This is a genomic window from Hungatella sp., assembly GCF_046966825.1.
Window position 1 is genome coordinate 1 of record NZ_JBKVCZ010000060.1, and the last position, 17,811, is coordinate 17,811.

At 49.6% G+C, this 17,811-nt stretch carries 18 protein-coding genes and 1 pseudogene; 5 read left to right on the forward strand and 14 right to left on the reverse strand.

What is annotated here, in order from left to right; genetic code table 11:
* The 3 genes and pseudogenes from ACLTD4_RS18080 to ACLTD4_RS18090 all read right to left on the reverse strand — a co-directional run.
* Window positions 1–259, reverse strand: a pseudogene (locus tag ACLTD4_RS18080) (taurine ABC transporter substrate-binding protein); the annotation flags it as partial.
* A gap of 67 nt (window positions 260–326) precedes the next feature.
* The gene (locus tag ACLTD4_RS18085) at window positions 327–1,118 is read right to left on the reverse strand and encodes an ABC transporter ATP-binding protein (protein WP_055656213.1); all 792 of its coding nucleotides are present in this window, start codon (window positions 1,116–1,118) and stop codon (window positions 327–329) included.
* On the reverse strand, window positions 1,094–1,897 hold the full coding sequence (locus ACLTD4_RS18090) for an ABC transporter permease (protein ID WP_117620888.1): 804 nt from the start codon (window positions 1,895–1,897) through the stop codon (window positions 1,094–1,096). The genes ACLTD4_RS18085 and ACLTD4_RS18090 overlap by 25 nt, the downstream gene beginning before the upstream one ends.
* 241 nt (window positions 1,898–2,138) lie before the next feature.
* Here ACLTD4_RS18090 and ACLTD4_RS18095 point away from each other — a divergent pair, with 241 nt between their 5' ends.
* Window positions 2,139–3,185 carry a LacI family DNA-binding transcriptional regulator gene (locus ACLTD4_RS18095; RefSeq protein ID WP_002600865.1) on the forward strand — a complete coding sequence of 349 codons (1,047 nt, stop codon included), beginning with the start codon at window positions 2,139–2,141 and terminating at the stop codon, window positions 3,183–3,185.
* A gap of 28 nt (window positions 3,186–3,213) precedes the next feature.
* The gene (locus tag ACLTD4_RS18100) at window positions 3,214–4,095 is read left to right on the forward strand and encodes an aldose 1-epimerase family protein (protein ID WP_055656217.1); all 882 of its coding nucleotides are present in this window, start codon (window positions 3,214–3,216) and stop codon (window positions 4,093–4,095) included.
* A gap of 198 nt (window positions 4,096–4,293) precedes the next feature.
* Here the strand turns inward: ACLTD4_RS18100 and ACLTD4_RS18105 are convergent, their stop codons facing one another.
* A complete protein-coding gene (locus ACLTD4_RS18105; RefSeq protein ID WP_117620889.1) occupies window positions 4,294–4,914 on the reverse strand; it encodes a LytR/AlgR family response regulator transcription factor in 621 nt (206 codons plus the stop codon).
* Window positions 4,915–5,084: 170 nt separating this feature from the next.
* On the opposite strand from ACLTD4_RS18105, the gene ACLTD4_RS18110 reads away from it, so the two are divergent.
* The gene (locus ACLTD4_RS18110; protein ID WP_002600868.1) at window positions 5,085–5,267 is read left to right on the forward strand and encodes a hypothetical protein; all 183 of its coding nucleotides are present in this window, start codon (window positions 5,085–5,087) and stop codon (window positions 5,265–5,267) included.
* 97 nt (window positions 5,268–5,364) lie between these two features.
* On the opposite strand, the gene ACLTD4_RS18115 is transcribed toward ACLTD4_RS18110, so the two are convergent.
* Both ACLTD4_RS18115 and uxuA read right to left on the reverse strand, forming a co-directional pair.
* Window positions 5,365–6,213 (reverse strand): SDR family oxidoreductase, encoded by an 849-nt coding sequence (locus tag ACLTD4_RS18115; protein WP_002600869.1) that lies wholly within the window; start codon window positions 6,211–6,213, stop codon window positions 5,365–5,367.
* A 65-nt stretch (window positions 6,214–6,278) separates the two neighbouring features.
* Window positions 6,279–7,334: a mannonate dehydratase gene (gene uxuA / locus ACLTD4_RS18120; RefSeq protein WP_117620890.1), complete on the reverse strand. Its 1,056-nt coding sequence runs from the start codon at window positions 7,332–7,334 to the stop codon at window positions 6,279–6,281.
* 189 nt (window positions 7,335–7,523) lie between these two features.
* On the opposite strand from uxuA, the gene ACLTD4_RS18125 reads away from it, so the two are divergent.
* On the forward strand, window positions 7,524–8,402 hold the full coding sequence (locus tag ACLTD4_RS18125; RefSeq protein WP_117620891.1) for a helix-turn-helix transcriptional regulator: 879 nt from the start codon (window positions 7,524–7,526) through the stop codon (window positions 8,400–8,402).
* 44 nt (window positions 8,403–8,446) lie between these two features.
* Here ACLTD4_RS18125 and ACLTD4_RS18130 read toward each other — a convergent pair whose 3' ends face one another.
* The 3 genes from ACLTD4_RS18130 to ACLTD4_RS18140 are packed head-to-tail and all read right to left on the reverse strand — an operon-like array spanning window position 8,447 to window position 9,905.
* Window positions 8,447–8,872 (reverse strand): hypothetical protein, encoded by a 426-nt coding sequence (locus ACLTD4_RS18130; protein WP_055656224.1) that lies wholly within the window; start codon window positions 8,870–8,872, stop codon window positions 8,447–8,449.
* The gene (locus ACLTD4_RS18135) at window positions 8,869–9,204 is read right to left on the reverse strand and encodes a branched-chain amino acid transporter permease (protein ID WP_055656226.1); all 336 of its coding nucleotides are present in this window, start codon (window positions 9,202–9,204) and stop codon (window positions 8,869–8,871) included. Before ACLTD4_RS18135 ends, ACLTD4_RS18130 begins: the two co-directional genes overlap by 4 nt.
* Window positions 9,201–9,905 (reverse strand): AzlC family ABC transporter permease, encoded by a 705-nt coding sequence (locus tag ACLTD4_RS18140; protein ID WP_117620892.1) that lies wholly within the window; start codon window positions 9,903–9,905, stop codon window positions 9,201–9,203. The genes ACLTD4_RS18135 and ACLTD4_RS18140 overlap by 4 nt, the downstream gene beginning before the upstream one ends.
* A 90-nt stretch (window positions 9,906–9,995) precedes the next feature.
* On the opposite strand from ACLTD4_RS18140, the gene ACLTD4_RS18145 reads away from it, so the two are divergent.
* A complete protein-coding gene (locus ACLTD4_RS18145) occupies window positions 9,996–10,955 on the forward strand; it encodes a radical SAM protein (protein ID WP_117620893.1) in 960 nt (319 codons plus the stop codon).
* 47 nt (window positions 10,956–11,002) lie between these two features.
* Here the strand turns inward: ACLTD4_RS18145 and ACLTD4_RS18150 are convergent, their stop codons facing one another.
* The 5 genes from ACLTD4_RS18150 to ACLTD4_RS18170 all read right to left on the reverse strand — a co-directional run bounded on the left by ACLTD4_RS18150 (window position 11,003) and on the right by ACLTD4_RS18170 (window position 17,782).
* The gene (locus ACLTD4_RS18150) at window positions 11,003–13,456 is read right to left on the reverse strand and encodes a hypothetical protein (protein ID WP_117621025.1); all 2,454 of its coding nucleotides are present in this window, start codon (window positions 13,454–13,456) and stop codon (window positions 11,003–11,005) included.
* Between the two features lie 95 nt (window positions 13,457–13,551).
* Window positions 13,552–14,814 (reverse strand): ABC transporter substrate-binding protein, encoded by a 1,263-nt coding sequence (locus tag ACLTD4_RS18155; protein ID WP_117620894.1) that lies wholly within the window; start codon window positions 14,812–14,814, stop codon window positions 13,552–13,554.
* 78 nt (window positions 14,815–14,892) lie between these two features.
* The gene (locus ACLTD4_RS18160; RefSeq protein ID WP_117620895.1) at window positions 14,893–15,711 is read right to left on the reverse strand and encodes a carbohydrate ABC transporter permease; all 819 of its coding nucleotides are present in this window, start codon (window positions 15,709–15,711) and stop codon (window positions 14,893–14,895) included.
* A gap of 14 nt (window positions 15,712–15,725) precedes the next feature.
* Entirely contained in the window at window positions 15,726–16,637 is a 912-nt protein-coding gene (locus ACLTD4_RS18165; RefSeq protein WP_055656236.1) for a carbohydrate ABC transporter permease, read from the reverse strand.
* Entirely contained in the window at window positions 16,637–17,782 is a 1,146-nt protein-coding gene (locus ACLTD4_RS18170; RefSeq protein WP_055656238.1) for a glycoside hydrolase family 105 protein, read from the reverse strand. Before ACLTD4_RS18170 ends, ACLTD4_RS18165 begins: the two co-directional genes overlap by 1 nt.
* Window positions 17,783–17,811 lie beyond the last annotated feature (29 nt).

A 17,811-nucleotide genomic window follows, 5' to 3' on the forward strand; every position in this document is an offset into this window, starting at 1 on the left:
TTTCCTTTGCCGTCATCACGGACCATAAGCTTCCGTAGTTAGGCATATATGCCACATTCATGGTGATCGGCTCTGCCTTGGCTTCTGTAGGAGCCTCTGTTGTCTCCTCAGCCTTTGCCTCTTCCTTTGTCGTCTCCGCCGCCGCGGCCGTTGTCGTCTCCGCAGGTGCCGCTGTTGTTGCCTCTGTCTTGGTGCTTCCGCAGCCTGCCAGTGATGCAGCTACCAGAGCCGCCATAATTAATGGTAATGCCTTCTTCATAATGTTTTCCTCCTTAAATGGTTTTTATAAAACATTGGTTTTTATAAAGCATTTCAATAAACACTCCCTATTTACGCACTTCCAGATATTCCTGATAAACCTCGCCCCAGATATACGTCTTTAAATCCAGGAATGGAAGCTCCATCTTCATCTCCTGCGTACGCGGATACGGAAGATTGATGTCCACAATCTTTTTGATGCGGCCTGGTCTCGCGCTCATGATAATAACCTTGGTGGCCAGAATAACGGCCTCCTCCACATCATGGGTGATAAAGAAACAGGTCTTCTTCTCTTCCTGCCACGTCTTTGTCAGCTCTGACTGAAGCTGGGTTCTCGTCTGTGCATCCAGCGCTCCGAAGGGTTCATCCATGAGAAGCACTTCCGGCTGCACCGCATAGGCTCTGGCGATCGCCACTCTCTGCTTCATACCGCCCGACAGTTCCTTCGGGTATGCGTCCACGAACTCCTCCAGCTCCACCATCCTGATGTACTTCATGGCGATTTCCCTGGCCTGTGCGTCGTTCATACCTTTTAATTTAAGGCCAAACATAACATTCTTTAATACGGTCAGCCATGGGAATAAGGCATACTGCTGGAAAACCACGCCTCGTTCCGTACCGGTGCCTTCCACCTTCTTGCCGTCTACGTAAACGGCGCCGGAGGTAGCCGGGAGAAGGCCTGCGATAATATTCAGCAGGGTAGACTTTCCGCAGCCGGAAGGGCCGACCACGCAGATAAATTCATTCTCCATAATATCCAGGTCAATGCCGTTTAACGCCACCATACGTCCCTTGCGGCCTTCATAGATCTTCTCCACATGATCGATCTTAACCTTTATATTTCTCTCGTTTCCTGCCATCCCGTGAACTTCCTTTCCAGATATTTGATGATCTTTTCACTCGTAATTCCGATGATACCGATGATAATGATGTAGAGAAGCATCGGCGGAACATCGAAGCTGTTGTTTAAAGAACGGATTCTCATACCGAGTCCCGCTACGGCGCCTGTCGATTCTGCGGCGATTAAGGTTGTCAGCGCAACGGATACACCGAGACGGACTGCCGTTATGATAAATGGGGTGGTTGCCGGGAAAATAACCTTTACAAAAATATCTCTGTCTTTTGCTCCCAGAACCCGGGCGGCCTTGATCAGTGTCTCATCCACGTTGCGGACGCCCTGATAAATGGTAACGCACATAATTAAGAAAGTTGCAAGCCAGATAACGATAACCTGTGGCTTTCTGCCGACGCCTGCCGCGATAACAACAAGCGGTACGTAAGCCAGAGGCGGAATATTACGAATAAACTGAATCCACGGTTCTACTATGTAGCGTACCGGACGGTACCATGCCATCATAAACGCGATGGGCACTGCTGTGACAAAGCCAAGGATAAATCCCAGAATGACGGAAATCATACTGCTGGAGAAGTCGTTCCACAGAACCCCTCTCTCAATCATAGTTTTCAGTGATTTGACTACCTCCGGTAAAAATGGAAAACTTCTTGCGGTAGACGGATTGACCGAAAGCCAGAACCAGAGCACAATGGCAACCAAAAATGATATCAGCAGCCAACCCCAGTTTGGTATTGCGGCAACGATGTCCTTCTTCTTTTTGTTTTCAGAATTCCCAAAAGACATTTGTAAATCCCCTTTCTTTGTGATTTTCCCTAATACACATCTCTATTTTATGTGTATATTATAACACATTGTATAAAATTAGCACCTCTTATTTAGTCAAACGTTTGCGTAACCGTAAAGATAAAACTTCACGCAAACGTTTGACCATTCACCTATGGCATTTTGACCGTTTTTCGTGTATACTTATGATAAACTGGCATGAATAATAAGGATGTTAAACTTAAGTAAAGGGGGCTGGTTTATGACACTGAAAGAAATCGCCAAAGAAGCCGGCGTATCCATCTCCACGGTTTCCCGGGTCATCAATAAAAACAGCACAAATGCGGCCAGCAAAGAGGTGCAGGACCGGATCTGGGAGATTGTGAGGCGCACGGGATATACGCCCAACAGCACGGCCCGCGATTTGAAGATGGGAGGCACCGATTCTCCCGAACCGCTCTCCCGCTCGATTGCCTGTCTCTTTGCCCGGACGGAGGATTCCAAATCGGATCTTTTCTTCTCCACGCTGGCACGCAGTATTGAACAGGAGGCGTTTAAGCATAATTATGTGCTCAAGTACTCCTTTACCGCCATTGACATCCATCATCCCAACACCTTCCGTCTCATTACGGACAACCATGTGGACGGCGTCGTTGTGCTGGGACGGTGCGACAAACAGACGCTCAGTTTTTTAAAGAAGTATTTCAACTGCGTCGCCTATACCGGTTTGAATATTCTGGATGCAAAGTACGACCAGGTCATCAGCGACGGCTACCAGGCCTCGCTGACCGCTATGAACCACCTTATGAGCCTCGGCCACACGCGAATCGGATATATCGGAGAGACCAGGGATGAGGACCGCTACACCGGATACTGTACCGCCCTGAACACCGGCGGCATTCCCTTGAAGAAGGAATACGTAGCAGATGTCCCTCTGTCATCGGAAGGCGGCTACCGCGGCGCCAGACAGCTGATTGACCGGGGCGTCGATGTCTCCGCCCTCTTCTGCAGCAATGATGTGACGGCCATCGGAGCCATGAGAGCCATTCAGGAAACGGGATGCCGGATTCCGGAGGATGTCTCCATCATCAGCATCGATGATATCGATACGGCCCAGTATCTCTCCCCCATGCTGACCACCATTCACATGCCGGTGGAGGAGATGGGACAGATGACGGCGAAAATCCTGATTGACCGCATCGAGGGCGGCCACCGTCTTCCGATCCGCATGAATCTGCCGTACTACCTGGCCAGCCGTGAAAGCTGCGGTCAGTACCATCCTTCCAGAAGCCTGGCAAAGTCAAAATAATTAATATAGAAGAAAAGAGGTAAATTTTATGCTCGTAACGATCTTTGATACCAACGGATCCGCTGTCATCGACAGCATCGGCGCCCAGTTAATCTCCTATAAGGACAGCACCGGAAAAGAATACATCTGGCAGAGAGACCCGAAATTCTGGAACCGCTGCTCCCCGCTGTTGTTTCCCATCGTAGGAAACTGCCGGAACAACAAAACCATCATTGAGGGGGAGACCTGCTGCATCGAAAAACACGGCTTCTGCCGCGATGTAGATTTCCAGGTCACCAGACAGTCCGATACCATGGTTACCTTTGAAATTCACGATACGGAAGAGACGAAAGCCATTTATCCATACTCCTTCCGCCTCTCCTTAACTTATGTCATTGAGAACGGCATGCTTTCCATGGAATACTGCGTAGCCAACACCGATGACAGAACCATCTACTACTGCCTCGGCGCCCATCCCGGATTTAACTGTCCGATGGAGGAAGGCGCTTCCTTCACCGATTACGAGCTGGAATTCGAAGAGGAGGAGACCGCATCCAGCATGGTTTACGATCTGGAACACTTACAGTTTGACCCGTCCCACAGAGTACCCCGTCTCGATCACAGCCGCAGGCTGCCGATCACAAGGGAGCTGTTCAAGGACGACGCCGTATACTTTGACGACTTAAACTCAAGGAAAGTATCCATTATCAATAAGAATACGGGACACGGTATTGAGGTAGGATTCCCTGGCTTCGAAACAGTCGCTTTCTGGACCCCTTACCCGGCAGAAGCCCCATTCCTGTGTGTGGAACCATGGAACGGCTCCGGTATCTACGCCACGGAAGACGATGAATTCGTACATAAGAATCATGTACAGAAGCTGGAAACAGGGAAAAGCAAAACTTACGGTCTTACCATTCGGATCATCTGATTGGAATAAAAAAGCCGGAATAATTTGGAAGAAGCAGCTATTTTCTTCACTCTGCCTCCTCCAGATTATTCCGGTTTTCTTATCTGTCGTATCACATCTGTTATACCTGGCCTGTTATGCCTGATTTGTCGTACCTGATCTGTTATGACTGATCTATTATACCTGATCTGTTATAACTGATCTATTATACCTGGTCTGTCATACGACGCTAAAATTTTCCTGAGCAAACTGCATGTACTTTTCCATAAACATCTTTCTGCGGCTGCTGCTGATATACAGCTTCTCGCCGTTAGCCATACGAATCTCATCCCCCTCCATACTGCGTATCTGCAGCATATTAATCAGAGTATACTGATTAATACGTGCGAAGTGGTAATTGGAAAGTCTCTGTTCCTCCACATCGAGTCTGGCCTTGACCCGTATTTTTTTCTTTCCCAGCACTACGCTGGTCTTTCTGTCGTAGGATTCCAGAAAACAGATATCCTCCATGTTGTAGACTATGGGCTGTCCATTAAATACTGCTGTATATTTAGCACGGGATAATTTCTTCCATTGATCCCTTCGTCCGCAAATATAAATAATTAAGCTGTCCTGCTCCTTCTGCTTCAACTGATTAAACACAGATTCCTTTGCTGTCCAGTCAGAATCCACATAGACAATGATGGCACTATAATTCTTTTCCTCCACGGCCCTGCATAGCTCCTCCGTGGATAAGAAATAATCTTCTTTAAACAGAACCCCTCTTTTTTTCCATTTTTTAAAGTATTCTCCTGCATTATCCAGCTGTGACGTATTGCCTGCGTACACTGCTCTCCTCATGCACGCTACCTCCGTAATTTCCTGATATCATATAATTTTGAGATCTCATAGTATATAACGTATTTTTCTTCTGACTGTGACGTACAAAACAAGATATTCTGCAAGTTGCGCATAAATCCGACAAAACTCCTCAAACTAATAACAGTACAGCTTTGCGAAAGGAGATACTAATGGAAGACGATAAAAATGCAATCAGCCAGCCCGATGATTTTGATGTTGATATCCAGGCGTGTTCCACCATGGACTGCACCGGCCTCATCCCCGCCCTGCCTGAAACCGAGGCGGAGCAGGAAGCCTACGAGGACTTATACCCTTACATCACGCGCGCAAAGAATATCGCAGAAGACAAATAGGTTCTGTCATAAATATCCTGAATAACGAAAACCCCCGGAAGGCGTTCTGCGCCTTTTCGGGGGTTTTGATTCTTATATCCTGTTTTAAAGGGATCTCCTATACGCCTGAATAAGCAGAGAAACCGCCGTCAACCGGAATAACCACGCCTGTGATGAAGCCGGCTGCCTCATTGTTTAACAGGAACAGAAGTGTTCCGTTTAATTCTTCTGCCTCGCCGAAACGTCCCATTGGAGTCGCTGCCAGAATCTTGGCAGTTCTCGCAGTAGCTGTTCCGTCCTCGTTGAACAGAAGCTTTTCATTCTGCTTTGTCACAAAGAAGCCAGGGGCCATGGCATTTACACGGATGCCGGCCTTGGAGAAATGAACAGCCAGCCACTGTGTAAAGTTGCTCACAGCTGCCTTCGCGCCGCTGTAGGCCGGAATCTTCGTCAGTGGGGTGAAGGCGTTCATGGAGGAAACGTTTAAGATGTTGCAGCCTTCTCTGCCGATCATGTCTTTTGCGAAGATCTGTGTCGGAAGCAGGGTTCCCAGAAAGTTTAAGTTGAATACGAACTCCACGCCCTTCGGGTCTAAGTCGAAGAAGGATATGGTATCCGCCTCGATGTCGCCCATCTCAAAGTATTCCTTCGTCGTCTGTGCCTTCGGATTGTTGCCGCCTGCGCCGTTTACCAGAACGTCACACGGACCTAACTCAGCCAGCACCTTTGCGTGAACCTCTTCCAGGCTCTCGCGCTCCAGAACGTTTGCCTTGTATGCCTTTGCGGTATGGCCAGCTGCCACGATGTCCTCTGCAACCCTGCCGGCCGCCTCTTCGTTCAAATCGAGAACCGCAACCTTTGCGCCCGCCTCAGCCAGCGTCTTTGCAAACATACCACATAAAACTCCGCCTGCGCCTGTAACAACTGCAACTTTTCCTGTCAAATCCGTTCCAAATGATAATCCCATAAGTCATTTCCCTCTTTCTATTTTAATAATCACTGATTTACAAATCTTTGATTTTTGTCTCAATCCTACCGGCTCATTTTGTCGATGGCTTCCCAGAGTCCGTTTAAATAGGTGGCGCCCAGCGCTCTGTCGTAGAGGCCATATCCTGCGCGCCCTGTCTCGCCCCAGATCATGCGGCCGTGATCCGGACGCATATAACCGTCAAATCCATTATCATAAAGCGCCTTTAAAATGGCAAACATATCAAGGGAACCGCAGCTGGATAAGTGCGCTCTCTCCTCGAAGCCCTGATTATTATCCAGAACTGCCACATTTCTCGCATGAACGAAATGGATTCTTCCCATGGCCGCATATTTAGCCGCCATCTTTACCACGTCGTTCTTATTGGAGCAGCCCAGGGAACCGGTACAGAGGGTGATGCCGTTGTGCTTATCGTCAACCAGCTTTAAGAAACGGTCCAGGTTCTCCTCGCAGGTGATGATTCTTGGAAGTCCAAAGATGCTCCAGCAGGGATCGTCCTCGTGGATCGCCATATTAACGTCACACTCCGCAGCTACCGGAATGATGGCTTCCAGGAAGTATTTTAAGTTGTTCCATAAGTCGTCCTCCGACATGGCGTTGTACTGGGATACTACTTTTTTTAATTCATCTCTGGTGTAGCTGGAATCCCATCCGGGAAGTGTTAAATCGCTGTCGCTCTCAAGTGGGTTTACCTTGTCTACCTGATCCTGATAATAGACCAGTGATGTGGAACCGTCCTCCAGCACGTGGTCCAGCTGAGTTCTTGTCCAGTCAAAGACAGGCATGAAATTATAACAGATGCATTTGATTCCCGCCCTGGCAACGCGGCGGATATTTTCGCAGTAGTTCGCAATGTACTGGTCTCTCGTCGATTTGCCCAGCTTGATGTCCTCATGAACCGGAATGCTCTCGATCACCTCAAACGCAAGGCCCGCATCCTCGGTTTCTTTTTTAAGCTTTGCAATGCTTTCATTGCTCCATACCTCGCCGACCGGAACGTCATATACGGCCGTTACGATGGAATACATGCCCGGGATCTGGCGAATCTGCTCCAGCGTTACCTTGTCATCGTCTCCGTACCATCTGAATGATAATTTCATGATAAACCTCCTTGAATATTAGAAATTTGTCTGCAGCCCGTCTTCTCGCTGCCTCATGTCCTTAGTATAACAAATTCTGTTTTGAATACCATGGATTTAGTTGCCGTTCACATTGCAAAAGTTGCGGTTCTCTACTATACTATAGCTAAGGAACAGGATGCTTCACACACTGTCTTTGGAGGTTTTCACATGAAAAAAGAATTATCTACCGGTTTTAATACCAGACAATACATGAATTCCGGGGAATTTGAGGTATTTTTTTACAATGACATCGATCTCGATCATGTGGTGGATCATACCCATCACTATTATGAGATCTATTTTTTCCTGAACGGAGACGTGACCTATGAGGTGGACGGGAACCGGTACGAGCTGCAGTACGGCGACTATTTAATGATCCCGCCGGAGACGAGGCACCATCCCATCTTCCATTCCACCGGACAGGACTACCGCAGGTTCGTGCTCTGGATCAGCCGCCCCTATTACGAGGCGCTGGTGGCCAGATCTGAGGATTTTGCCTACAGCTTCCGTCAGGTGGAGGAAAAAAAGCAGTACCATTTCCGGACGGACTTTATCATCTTTCAGGATCTCCAGGGACGACTTCTGGACATGATTGAGGAGATGAGGGGGAACAAACCGTTTCGTGAGACCTCCGCCCATTTAATGGTCTGTTCCTTCCTGCTCCATTTAAACCGGATTACCTACGACTCCCTGCACCAGGTTCCCGCTGTCTATGAAAATGTGCTCTATTTAAATGTCTGCGATTATATCAACAACCATTTAGATGAGGATCTGTCCCTTGACCACCTGGCGTCATTTTTCTATGCAAGCAAATACCATATTTCCCACGTGTTCAAGGACAACATGGGAATCTCTCTGCACCAGTACATCTTGAAGAAGCGTCTTCAGGCAAGCAAAAATGGAATCCTGTCAGGGATTCCATTTGGTGAGCTGTACCATCAGTACGGTTTTTCAGATTATACCAGTTTTTACCGTGCATTTAAAAAGGAATTCGGCCTCTCGCCGAAGGAATTCAGGGAGCAGAAGTCCTTTCCGGAGGGGTATTGAGCGGTCGCCGGAGGGTCCGGCTACCGGCTCACTTTTTCCATTGGCTACCGGCTCACTTTCTCCCACCTGTCCCCGGTCCGGACATAGGTCACACTGCTTCCATCCTTTTGTGTCAGAAGGACAGAGTCCTCCTCCGTTCCCCAGCTGATGGAAGCCAGATCCCTGACCAGATACAGATCGGGACACTGGTAGATGGGCTCGCCGCTTTCCGCATCCCGGACTGTAAAGCCCGCGTAGACCTTACCCAGCAGCGTCTTCGTCTCTGAGGTCAGCAGAAGTCCGTTTTTCTCTTCTGCCGTCGTCTCAAATTCCGTCGCCTCGCTGCTGCGGTACGTGTGGTACTCATCATAGATATTCATGCCTATGATGATACCTGCCGCCACCAGGACCACCGCGACCGCCAGTATAACCGGTAGCCGCCTCTTATGAACGGCCCCGTACGTTTTAACAACCTTTGATTTTTTGTTCATCCGAACACTCCCTGTATAAGCACCATGTAGATCACGGTACCCGCTCCGATGCTCAGAAGTGAATTGCCCTTCCAGACATGGAGAAGCACGATCGCCGCGACCGATATTATCTCCGGCAGCGCATGCGGCCAGGAAATAAAATTAACGCCTTTTAAACAGTATACCACCAAAAGCCCGATTGTAGCATAGGGAAGTGTTGTTCCCAGAAAACTGATATATTCAGGAGTCTTCTTTCCTGCCGGAAACAGAATAAAGGGAAGGAATCTTGTGAGCAGTGTGGCCGCCGCCATCACAGCTATAATCACGATTCCCTGTACCGTATGTCCGCTCATGGTTCCATCTCCTTTCCGTTCTTCTTATAATCCCATGTGATCGCAGCCAGAATCAGAATCATGGCCGGTATGATAAATGCGCTCTGGCCAAAGACCACCACGCAGAGCGCCGATGCCGCCACGCCGGTCAATGCGGCCTTATGGCCGTTGCCCGACTTCCACTGGTCCGTAAATATGACGACAAACAGCGCAGTCAGCGCAAAATCCAGTCCTGTCGTATCAAATGTAATCAGACTCCCCAGCAGCACACCGATGACGGTTCCCGCCACCCAGTAGCACTGGTCCAGGATGGAGATCCAGAAGCAGACCCAGTATCTCGGAATGCTCTTCGGCGGCTCCTCATGGCATACGATGGAAAATGTCTCATCCGTCAGTGCAAAGATGAGATACGGCTTTAATTTCCCCGCGTCACGGTACTTGTCCAGCATGGAAAGGCCATAAAAGAGATGCCTGGCATTCAGCATCAGGGACATTAAAAATGCGTAAATGGGATTCACCATCGCCGTCAGAAATGTAATTCCCAGATACTGCAGGCTCCCCGCGTAGACAAACACGCTGATGGCGAGGGCCCACCAGATACCGAAGCCGTTGATGTTCATTAAAATTCCATAGGCGGTTCCCAGCACAAGATATCCCGCCATCACCGGCACCGTCCTGGGAAACGCGTACTTCAAAGCTCTTATTCTTTCTTGATGTTCCATGTGTTCTCACCTGTTCACTTGCTTTTTTTATGTATATTGTTTACTATATTAATGTAGAAAAGTGATTTTGTCAAATACAGGAGGTTTACGATGGATTTGATTTCCCAATATGATTCCTGCACGCTCTGTCCCAGGAGCTGTATGGCCGACCGCCGCACCGCTGGAGCGAAGGGCTTCTGTGGCTGCGGTGATACCGTCATGGCAGCCCGGGCGGCCCTTCACCAGTGGGAGGAGCCGTGGATCAGCGGAATCCACGGAAGCGGCACAGTATTTTTCACCGGATGTACCCTTCGCTGCTGCTTCTGCCAGAATTACCCCATCAGTCAGGAGGGACTGGGAAAGGAGCTCACGGTCCGGCAGCTTGGCGATATCTTTCTTCGCCTTCAGGATGAAGGCGCTCACAATATCAATCTCGTCACCGCCACCCAGTATCTCCCCTCTGTCATCCCCGCCCTGGATCTCGTAAAGCCCAAGCTTTCCATCCCCGTAGTCTATAACTGCGGCGGCTACGAACGGACAGAGGTGGTAGAAGCCCTTAAGGGCTACGTGGACATCTGGCTGCCAGATTTGAAATACTACAGTTCCCGGCTGTCCGCCCGCTACAGCAAGGCGCCGGACTACTTTGAAAAGGCATCGGCCGCCATTCTGCAGATGATCCGGCAGACCGGGACGCCCGAATTCACTTCCTTTCAGGATCCGGAAACCCCCGATGCCCCCGCATGCACACTGATGAAAAAGGGAGTCATCATACGCCACATGGTGCTGCCCGGGGCGAAGGACGATTCCATTTTGCTGCTGCACTGGATGAAGGAACATCTTCCGGAAGGGAAATTCGATGTGAGCCTGATGAGCCAGTACACCCCATTTTATAAAAGCGGCAGTTTTCCGGAGATCAACCGCCGCATTACATCGTATGAGTACTATAAGGTAGTCGATACCGCCATTGAGCTGGGACTTGTCCATGGTTTTATGCAGGAAAAAAGCAGCGCAAAAGAAGAATATACGCCGCCTTTTAACCTGGAAGGACTCGATTCAGTCAGTGATGCGTGAGTGTGGAGGAGCCGAAAGGCTTTCCGCACCGCAGCCGCATCACCCCACTACAGTTTCGTCCGCAGGAACCGGAATCCCTTTGCCGGTTCCACCGATACTGCCGTGCCGTTCACCAGGAATTCTTCCGCGTCTCTCACCCGGATTTCCCCATACTGGCTGTCTGTAAACGCAGCGCTGCGATCCCCGTTCCATTCGATTTCCATCTCCTTTAAGCTTTTCTGAAATGCCTCGAAACTTCCAAATTCTTCCTTCGACCCGCATTTTACAATCACGGCATGGTTTAATCCCCGTGATACCAGTTCTTTCTCCGTGTTGGCTCCATAGGCCGTCATCTCGTACCCGTTGGAAAACCAGCTTCCCAGATATCCGTCACCGGATTTTGCAAAGAACCAGCTGCCGTCGCAGGCATACGCTTCATACTCATAGACCGGCGTGTAGGCATGGATGTAATGTACGAGTTCGTTCGGATCGATGGCAAACACCATGACCGTTAAATTCCGGTACCGCTCGATCCACGGCATGGTTCCATTGCCCGCCCAGTAGCTGGGACGGTTTTCCCCGCTGAAGACCCGCTCTCCCGGATGATTGACATAGAAGATCGCCGGACGTTCCTTTCCGAATACCACATTCATCAGATGCTGCTGATGGCCGTGACGGAATGGCTTAAACCGTCTGACTCCCGCCGTTAAGTATTCTCCGGTCCGGTAAGTATTGATCTTCACCCCTGCGATTCCCTGGTCGGTTTCCATGACCACCCCCTGTCCTGGCTGGGGACGGCATTCCCTTTCGTAGTCCTCCGGCTCGTAATCGCTGACGGCGTATAAACAGGTGGCATTGCCGTAATAGGTACAGTAGCCTCTCCCCGTGGACACCCAGCTCACAAAATTCGGTTCGACCTGGAGCCGCGTCTTAATGGTCTCCTCGTAAATTCTTCCGTAGGTGGTATTCATCACGCCCTCAAAGGAGTTAAATCCGATGACCTGCATGGTGAAATCCAGCGCCCTTTTAGCCTTCTGCCGGATGTCCTCATCGGGAGCGTTCAAGTACAGGCTGAAAAATCCGATCAGATCGATGGGAATATAGGTTGCCGAATTCCACTCCGCGTATCCGTAGGCAAAAAAGTTGTCGAACCATGCAAGCACCCGCTTCTTCCCGATTTCAGACTGCTCCGCTCCCGTTCTGCCGCTGACGGTAAATGTCTCTTTCCCGAAAATACAGCCCCAGAGATACTGGGAAACGTGGAACAGGAATGCGTGATTTTCGCTGAAATACCACATCACGTCATTTCCCGGTTCATCGATCCAGTACCGGAAATTCAGCACCATCTCCCTGATCCGCTCCGCCTTTTCCGGCGTCAGAAGATTCCGGTAGCGGGTCATCAAGAGGGTCAATGGGGCAAGGCTGAAGTCCGCACAGTCGTCGTGGCGCTCGATTTTTTTGCAGGCCAGATCAAAGCCCTTCTCCGCATTGTCATTCCAGCCCTTTAACAGCTCCAGGGAGGTAATTACGGACTGGAAACCGATCTCGCCGTTCTTCACCAGGAATTCCAGGGCCTGCTGCTTCCTCTCCCCGATCGTCGCCGCCGGCTCCAGCACGATCCGGCTTTTCGGAATAATCCCGACGAATAAATTTCTCGGCACCACATAGTTCCCCACCGTTAAGCAGGCAGAGATTCTTGAAAGCCGGATGCTGCTTTCCTCTGTCTCAGCAAATACCAGGTAATCCTCATCCTTTTTCAGCGTCATTTCCGAATGTTCTATATCGGAAAGCTGCATTCCCGTTCCGCAGGGACTTGAAGTTAAGTACACCCTGGTGTCGCCGTCCAGAAGTGTCCGGTCGTAGCAGAGACGGACCTCTCCCTCCGTATACATGTCCTGCTGAAAATAGCAGCTCTTTAAGATTTCCTCCGCCTTTTTTATCTCCTCCGGCTGTTCGGTCACTTCCACACTGCCTTCCACCGGCGTCCCGCCCTTATACCGCAGTTCAAAATAGAAGAAGACATCACGTTCCGCCAGTTCATCCGCGTAAACCTTGATTTCATTAAGGCCTTTTTTCAGAAAAAGGTTCACCCGGGTGTGGCCTGCGATATTTCTGGTGTAAGGCGTATAGCAGGCCTGTTCCCCGCCGTTCACCCACACTCTCACTCCGCCGCAGGTATAGAGATCGAACGGGTAGCTTCCCTCCTCCGCCGTGCGCACGCCCGCCTTCGCATGGACGTATATGTATTGGGACGTATGAAAAAACGTAGATAAGTCAATTCTGTTATTCTCAAACGGGAAATAAAGATTCTCGTACAGCCCGTCGTACCGGGCCGCCTTTTTGATCCTTTCTTCCTTTAAAAATGCCTCTCTGACCGGATATACCACCTGAACATAGGATTCTTCCATGTTCACCTCGGCCTCAAAGGATTTCTTCGGGGAATTGAATGGTTCCTTCCCCATGGCTGTCACATTCCATCTGCTGATTGTCTCGTCATAACCGATCTGATACGTTAATTCCATGATTTTTTCTCCCTGAATGCAGTACTGGGATATGAAAGAAGCTTTCATACCCCATGTGCCTGATGATAAGTATTCAAATTGCAATGATCGTCCGCTTACTCATGAACTCCTGTAAGGTTCTCCAGGAACTGAGTCACTACGTAATCCATGACGCCGTCCGCATCAAGCTCGCCTGCGATCGCCCGGTCGAGTGCATCGCGCAGAGCGTTTCCTGTATTTTCGCCGCTGTGCTCCTGCTCTGTGATAGACTGGTCATACTGAGGCTGACTGATCGACTCTGCGATTTCCATGTTGAAAATGTTGATTCCCTCGATCTCGTAGTCCACTTCTACATCCTTCGTTCCCGGCAGATAGTTGCCGGTCTTGCAGTAGAGGGAGTAATTCTCCGGCTGATAGAACCATTCCAGAAACTTCTTCGCCTGGTCCTCCATACCTGAGCCATCGAATGCATACAGCCAGTTGCCGCCCAGACAGGTTGCCTTCTCTTTCTCATACGGCATGAGAACAGGAGTCCACTCGAAATCCTTAATATTCTGTGTATAATCTGAGATAACCCAGTTGCCTGCCATATGGGCCGCTACCGTACCTGTCTTAAATACGTCCTGCGCATTCTCTGCACCGGTTCCGATGGAGGCCTTGGAAATGCCGCCCTCCTTAAACATATCGAGGAAGAATTCCACACCCTTTTTCGTATCTTCACTTCTGAAGGTGACCTTTGTCGAGTCGTTCGGATCGAAATACTTCATGCCGAACTGATAAAGCACGGTTCCGGAACGCTGCTGCGAGTGGTCAATCACGAAAGGAGTCGTGATCTTCTCATTCTTTTCCGCTACCTCTTTTACTGCCGCGGAGAACTCATCCCATGTCCAGCGTTCCTCTGATGTGGTCGGATAGGAAACTCCTGCCTCGTCAAAGGCCGTCTTATTGATAACCATACCTACTGCCGTATCATTTACATCTGTACCGTAAAGCTTGCCGTTCCTGACGCCGCTTCGGTTGAAGTTGTCCGGATCAAGAGAGGTGTCGTCCAGCGGAAGTACGTAATCGATATACGTATCGAAGTTTGACATCTTGCAGATCGCCGGCAGATTGCCTGCCTTTGCACGGTTTTTGATCTGCGTCTCCATATCGGCATAAGCAATCTCATTGACAAATGCGGTCACGCCCTGGTCCTTGTGCTCCTCGTTGAACTTTTCTACGACAGCCTTCATCGCACCGCCTTCCAGCGTATCGTCGGCAAGCAGAATCTCCAGTTCCACATTTCCTTTTTTTGCGGACTCTTTGCCGGAGCACGCTGTCAGCATGGTCATTCCTGCCAGTGATAAACACACTGCGCCTGTCAGTAATCTTTTTTTCATGAATCATTTCCTCCTGATTTTTGTTATATGATTTGTTGTTTTTCACATTGTTCCTTAATTTCTGCCGCCATTTCGCGATTATCCCTTAACACCAGACGACATGTTGGCATTCATAATCTGTTTATTGAAGATGATAAATACGATCAGAATCGGAATCATGGAGAGAACCGCCGTAGAGAGCAGAACCGTCCAGTTGACCGCCTCCGCACCGGACAGCGTCCTCAGTGCCAGCTGAAGCGTATATTTCTTCGGATCACTGAGTGCGAGCAGCGGCCAGATATAGTCGTTCCATCTCCACTGGAAACTGAAGATCGCCAGAATCGCTATCTGCGGTTTACAAATCGGGAGCATGATTCTCACAAAGATGGATCCTTCATTAGCGCCATCGATACGCGCTGATTCCATGAGCTCTGTCGGTACTGTGATAAAGAACTGCCTCATTAAGAATACGCCGGTCATGGTTCCTACGGTCGGTATGATGCAGCCCCAGAGGCTGTTGTAAAGGCCAAGGGTATTCAATACGGTAAAGCTTGGGCTCATTATGACCTCGGTCGGCAGCATGGTCGTCGCAAGCAGACACATAAACAGGACATTCAGCCATTTGTACTTATATTTTGCCAGCGCGTAGCCGCACATACAGCTCATTAAAACGGTGATAACCGTAGCAGTCACTGTGATAAATGCAGTATTGCTGGTGTATCGGATTAAATCAAACTGCTGAAGCGCAGTCGTGTAATTCTCCAGTGTAAAATGCTCCGGCAGTATGGTCAACGGATAATTAAATAATTCCGATCCATCCTTAAAGGAACTGATAATCAGCCATATGACCGGGAAAATCCAGAGAATGGCGAAACCGAATGCGAACACATATTTTAAGACTTTATTTGCAGTTTTCACTTTTCTCCACCTCCCTAATCATTGCTCTTGTCGCTGACCTTCGTCTGTACGAAAGAAAGGATCAGCAGGATTACAAACAGCACCATGGAAACGGCACTTGCGTATCCGACCTTGTTCTTGGTAAAGCCGGTTGTGTAGATATACTGGATCATGTATGTCGTGGCCGTACCCGGACCTCCGTTCGTAAGGGTCTGCACCATGGCGAACACCTTGAAGGAGGAAATCACGGAGAGAATGATGACCATGAAGGAAACCGGTTTTAAATGGGGCAGTATGATATGCTTGAATGACTGCCATTTGTTTGCCCCGTCTAAATTTGCCGCTTCCAGCAGTTCTCCCGGAACCTGTTTGAGCGCCCCGATGAAGATCAGCATATTCGTTCCGCATCCGGACCAGATGCCCGCAATGATCGTGGTAACGAAGGCGGCCGTCGGATTTGTCGCCCATTTGATTCCGTCCAGACCGATACACTGAAGCAGGTAATTGATGAGGCCGAAGCTCTCGCCGAAGATCCATCTCCAGGTAAGACCGACCATGATGGTCGAAAGCAGGATCGGCCAGTAAATCAGGATTCTTAAGATCGTGATGCCTTTGATTTTCTCTGAGGAGAGTAAAAGTCCCAGTCCCAGCGCCACCGCGTAGCCCAGAGGCACGGAAACGATGGAATAAAGGATCGTCTGCCACAGGGTCTTATAAAATTCCGGATCACGAAACAGCTTGATGTAATTGCTCAGCCCGACGAAATCCATCTGCTTAAACCCATTGTAATTGGTTAATGAGTACCAGACGCCTACTATCGCAGGCGCTACGAAGAATACCAGAAAGAACAGGATATTGGGCAGACAGAAACCAAATGCCCAAAGCTGGCGCGTGTCCCTCTTCTTTCTTCTGGCAGGCGCAGCCCCCGCCGTATTCGTATTTGCCATTATTTTACCTCCCTTGTCAGCTCTTTTCCCGCTTCAATCAGATACAGGATCGCCATCGCCTGCCCGTAAGGCATCGGACGGATCTCAATGTCCTTGTAAAACTGCTTTTCTTCCCTTCCCATCGGGGTTCCGTAGGATACCTGTCCTACCACGCCGTCCTCGCTGATGTAATCCATCACAGCTCCCAGCGGCTTCATTCCGCATTCTGCAAAGGATTCATCGATCAGTCCCATGTGGGCCGCCTTCAAAATACCGTATGCAAAGCCTGTCGTTGCGCTGGTCTCCAGATAGGAATCACTGTCGTCGATCAGCGTATGCCACATTCCGTTGTCCGCCTGGTATGTCTTTAAGGCTTCCACCTGGTTTAAGAGAGTCTCGGTCAGGAGCCTCCTGATCACCGGCCCGCAGTCGTCTCCCAGGATCGCGATCAGCTCCGGAATCGCGATCGTAACCCAGCTGTTGCCTCTTCCCCAGAGCCCTCCGGCGAAATTATGCCTGCCGTTGAAGGTCCAGCCATGGAACCACAGCCCTGTCTTCCGGTCCTCCAGATACTTTTTGTGGAGTTCAAACTGATACTGTGCCTCCTCGATGCACGCCCTGTCATTCATCAGTTTCCCCATTCTGGCAATAAAGAGAATGGTCATAAACAGAGTATCGTCCCAAAGCTCCTGTTCATTCAGCGTATCGGAGGTGAGATGCTGGAATCCGCCTTCCTTCGTTCTCGGAAGCTCGGTCAAAACCTTTTTAAGCCATTCCCTGCAAGTCTCCCAGTAAATCTCATTCTTTGTGTATTCATACAGATATGTAAGTGTCAGCATGGGTGCCGTGGTGTTGATGTTGCAGGATGGAAGGCCGTCGGCAATCCGCTCGTCGTAATACCGTTTCAGCATGGCAAGCGCCTTCTCATCCCGGTTTTCCTCGAACTGCTTCCAGAGCCCGAACAGCCCGACTCCCTGAGTCCATTCCCAGAAACGGTATTTCTGAACGTCGTCTCCCGCCAGGTTATCGGTTTTCATGTTCTGAAGGAAAATATCATCATCATCGTAAAGAACTTTTTCAAATCCATTGATGAGACATTCCAGTTTTTCTGTAATTTCCTCCAAAAGCATGTCTTTCTTTTCTTCCAGATTATTTTTCATCATCATCTCGCTGTCTCCTTAAACTATCTATATTA

What these genes read in the sequence shown, in the direction of transcription:
- ACLTD4_RS18170 (WP_055656238.1), bottom strand. Translation starts at nt 17,782, where the DNA reads ATGATGATGAAAAATAATCTGGAAGAAAAGAAAGACATGCTTTTGGAG.
- ACLTD4_RS18105 (WP_117620889.1), bottom strand. Translation starts at nt 4,914, where the DNA reads ATGAGGAGAGCAGTGTACGCAGGCAATACGTCACAGCTGGATAATGCA.
- uxuA (WP_117620890.1), bottom strand. Translation starts at nt 7,334, where the DNA reads ATGAAATTATCATTCAGATGGTACGGAGACGATGACAAGGTAACGCTG.
- ACLTD4_RS18135 (WP_055656226.1), bottom strand. Translation starts at nt 9,204, where the DNA reads ATGAGCGGACATACGGTACAGGGAATCGTGATTATAGCTGTGATGGCG.
- ACLTD4_RS18145 (WP_117620893.1), top strand. Translation starts at nt 9,996, where the DNA reads ATGGATTTGATTTCCCAATATGATTCCTGCACGCTCTGTCCCAGGAGC.
- ACLTD4_RS18090 (WP_117620888.1), bottom strand. Translation starts at nt 1,897, where the DNA reads ATGTCTTTTGGGAATTCTGAAAACAAAAAGAAGAAGGACATCGTTGCC.
- ACLTD4_RS18155 (WP_117620894.1), bottom strand. Translation starts at nt 14,814, where the DNA reads ATGAAAAAAAGATTACTGACAGGCGCAGTGTGTTTATCACTGGCAGGA.
- ACLTD4_RS18110 (WP_002600868.1), top strand. Translation starts at nt 5,085, where the DNA reads ATGGAAGACGATAAAAATGCAATCAGCCAGCCCGATGATTTTGATGTT.
- ACLTD4_RS18095 (WP_002600865.1), top strand. Translation starts at nt 2,139, where the DNA reads ATGACACTGAAAGAAATCGCCAAAGAAGCCGGCGTATCCATCTCCACG.
- ACLTD4_RS18085 (WP_055656213.1), bottom strand. Translation starts at nt 1,118, where the DNA reads ATGGCAGGAAACGAGAGAAATATAAAGGTTAAGATCGATCATGTGGAG.
- ACLTD4_RS18140 (WP_117620892.1), bottom strand. Translation starts at nt 9,905, where the DNA reads ATGGAACATCAAGAAAGAATAAGAGCTTTGAAGTACGCGTTTCCCAGG.
- ACLTD4_RS18150 (WP_117621025.1), bottom strand. Translation starts at nt 13,456, where the DNA reads ATGGAATTAACGTATCAGATCGGTTATGACGAGACAATCAGCAGATGG.
- ACLTD4_RS18115 (WP_002600869.1), bottom strand. Translation starts at nt 6,213, where the DNA reads ATGGGATTATCATTTGGAACGGATTTGACAGGAAAAGTTGCAGTTGTT.
- ACLTD4_RS18100 (WP_055656217.1), top strand. Translation starts at nt 3,214, where the DNA reads ATGCTCGTAACGATCTTTGATACCAACGGATCCGCTGTCATCGACAGC.
- ACLTD4_RS18125 (WP_117620891.1), top strand. Translation starts at nt 7,524, where the DNA reads ATGAAAAAAGAATTATCTACCGGTTTTAATACCAGACAATACATGAAT.
- ACLTD4_RS18130 (WP_055656224.1), bottom strand. Translation starts at nt 8,872, where the DNA reads ATGAACAAAAAATCAAAGGTTGTTAAAACGTACGGGGCCGTTCATAAG.
- ACLTD4_RS18165 (WP_055656236.1), bottom strand. Translation starts at nt 16,637, where the DNA reads ATGGCAAATACGAATACGGCGGGGGCTGCGCCTGCCAGAAGAAAGAAG.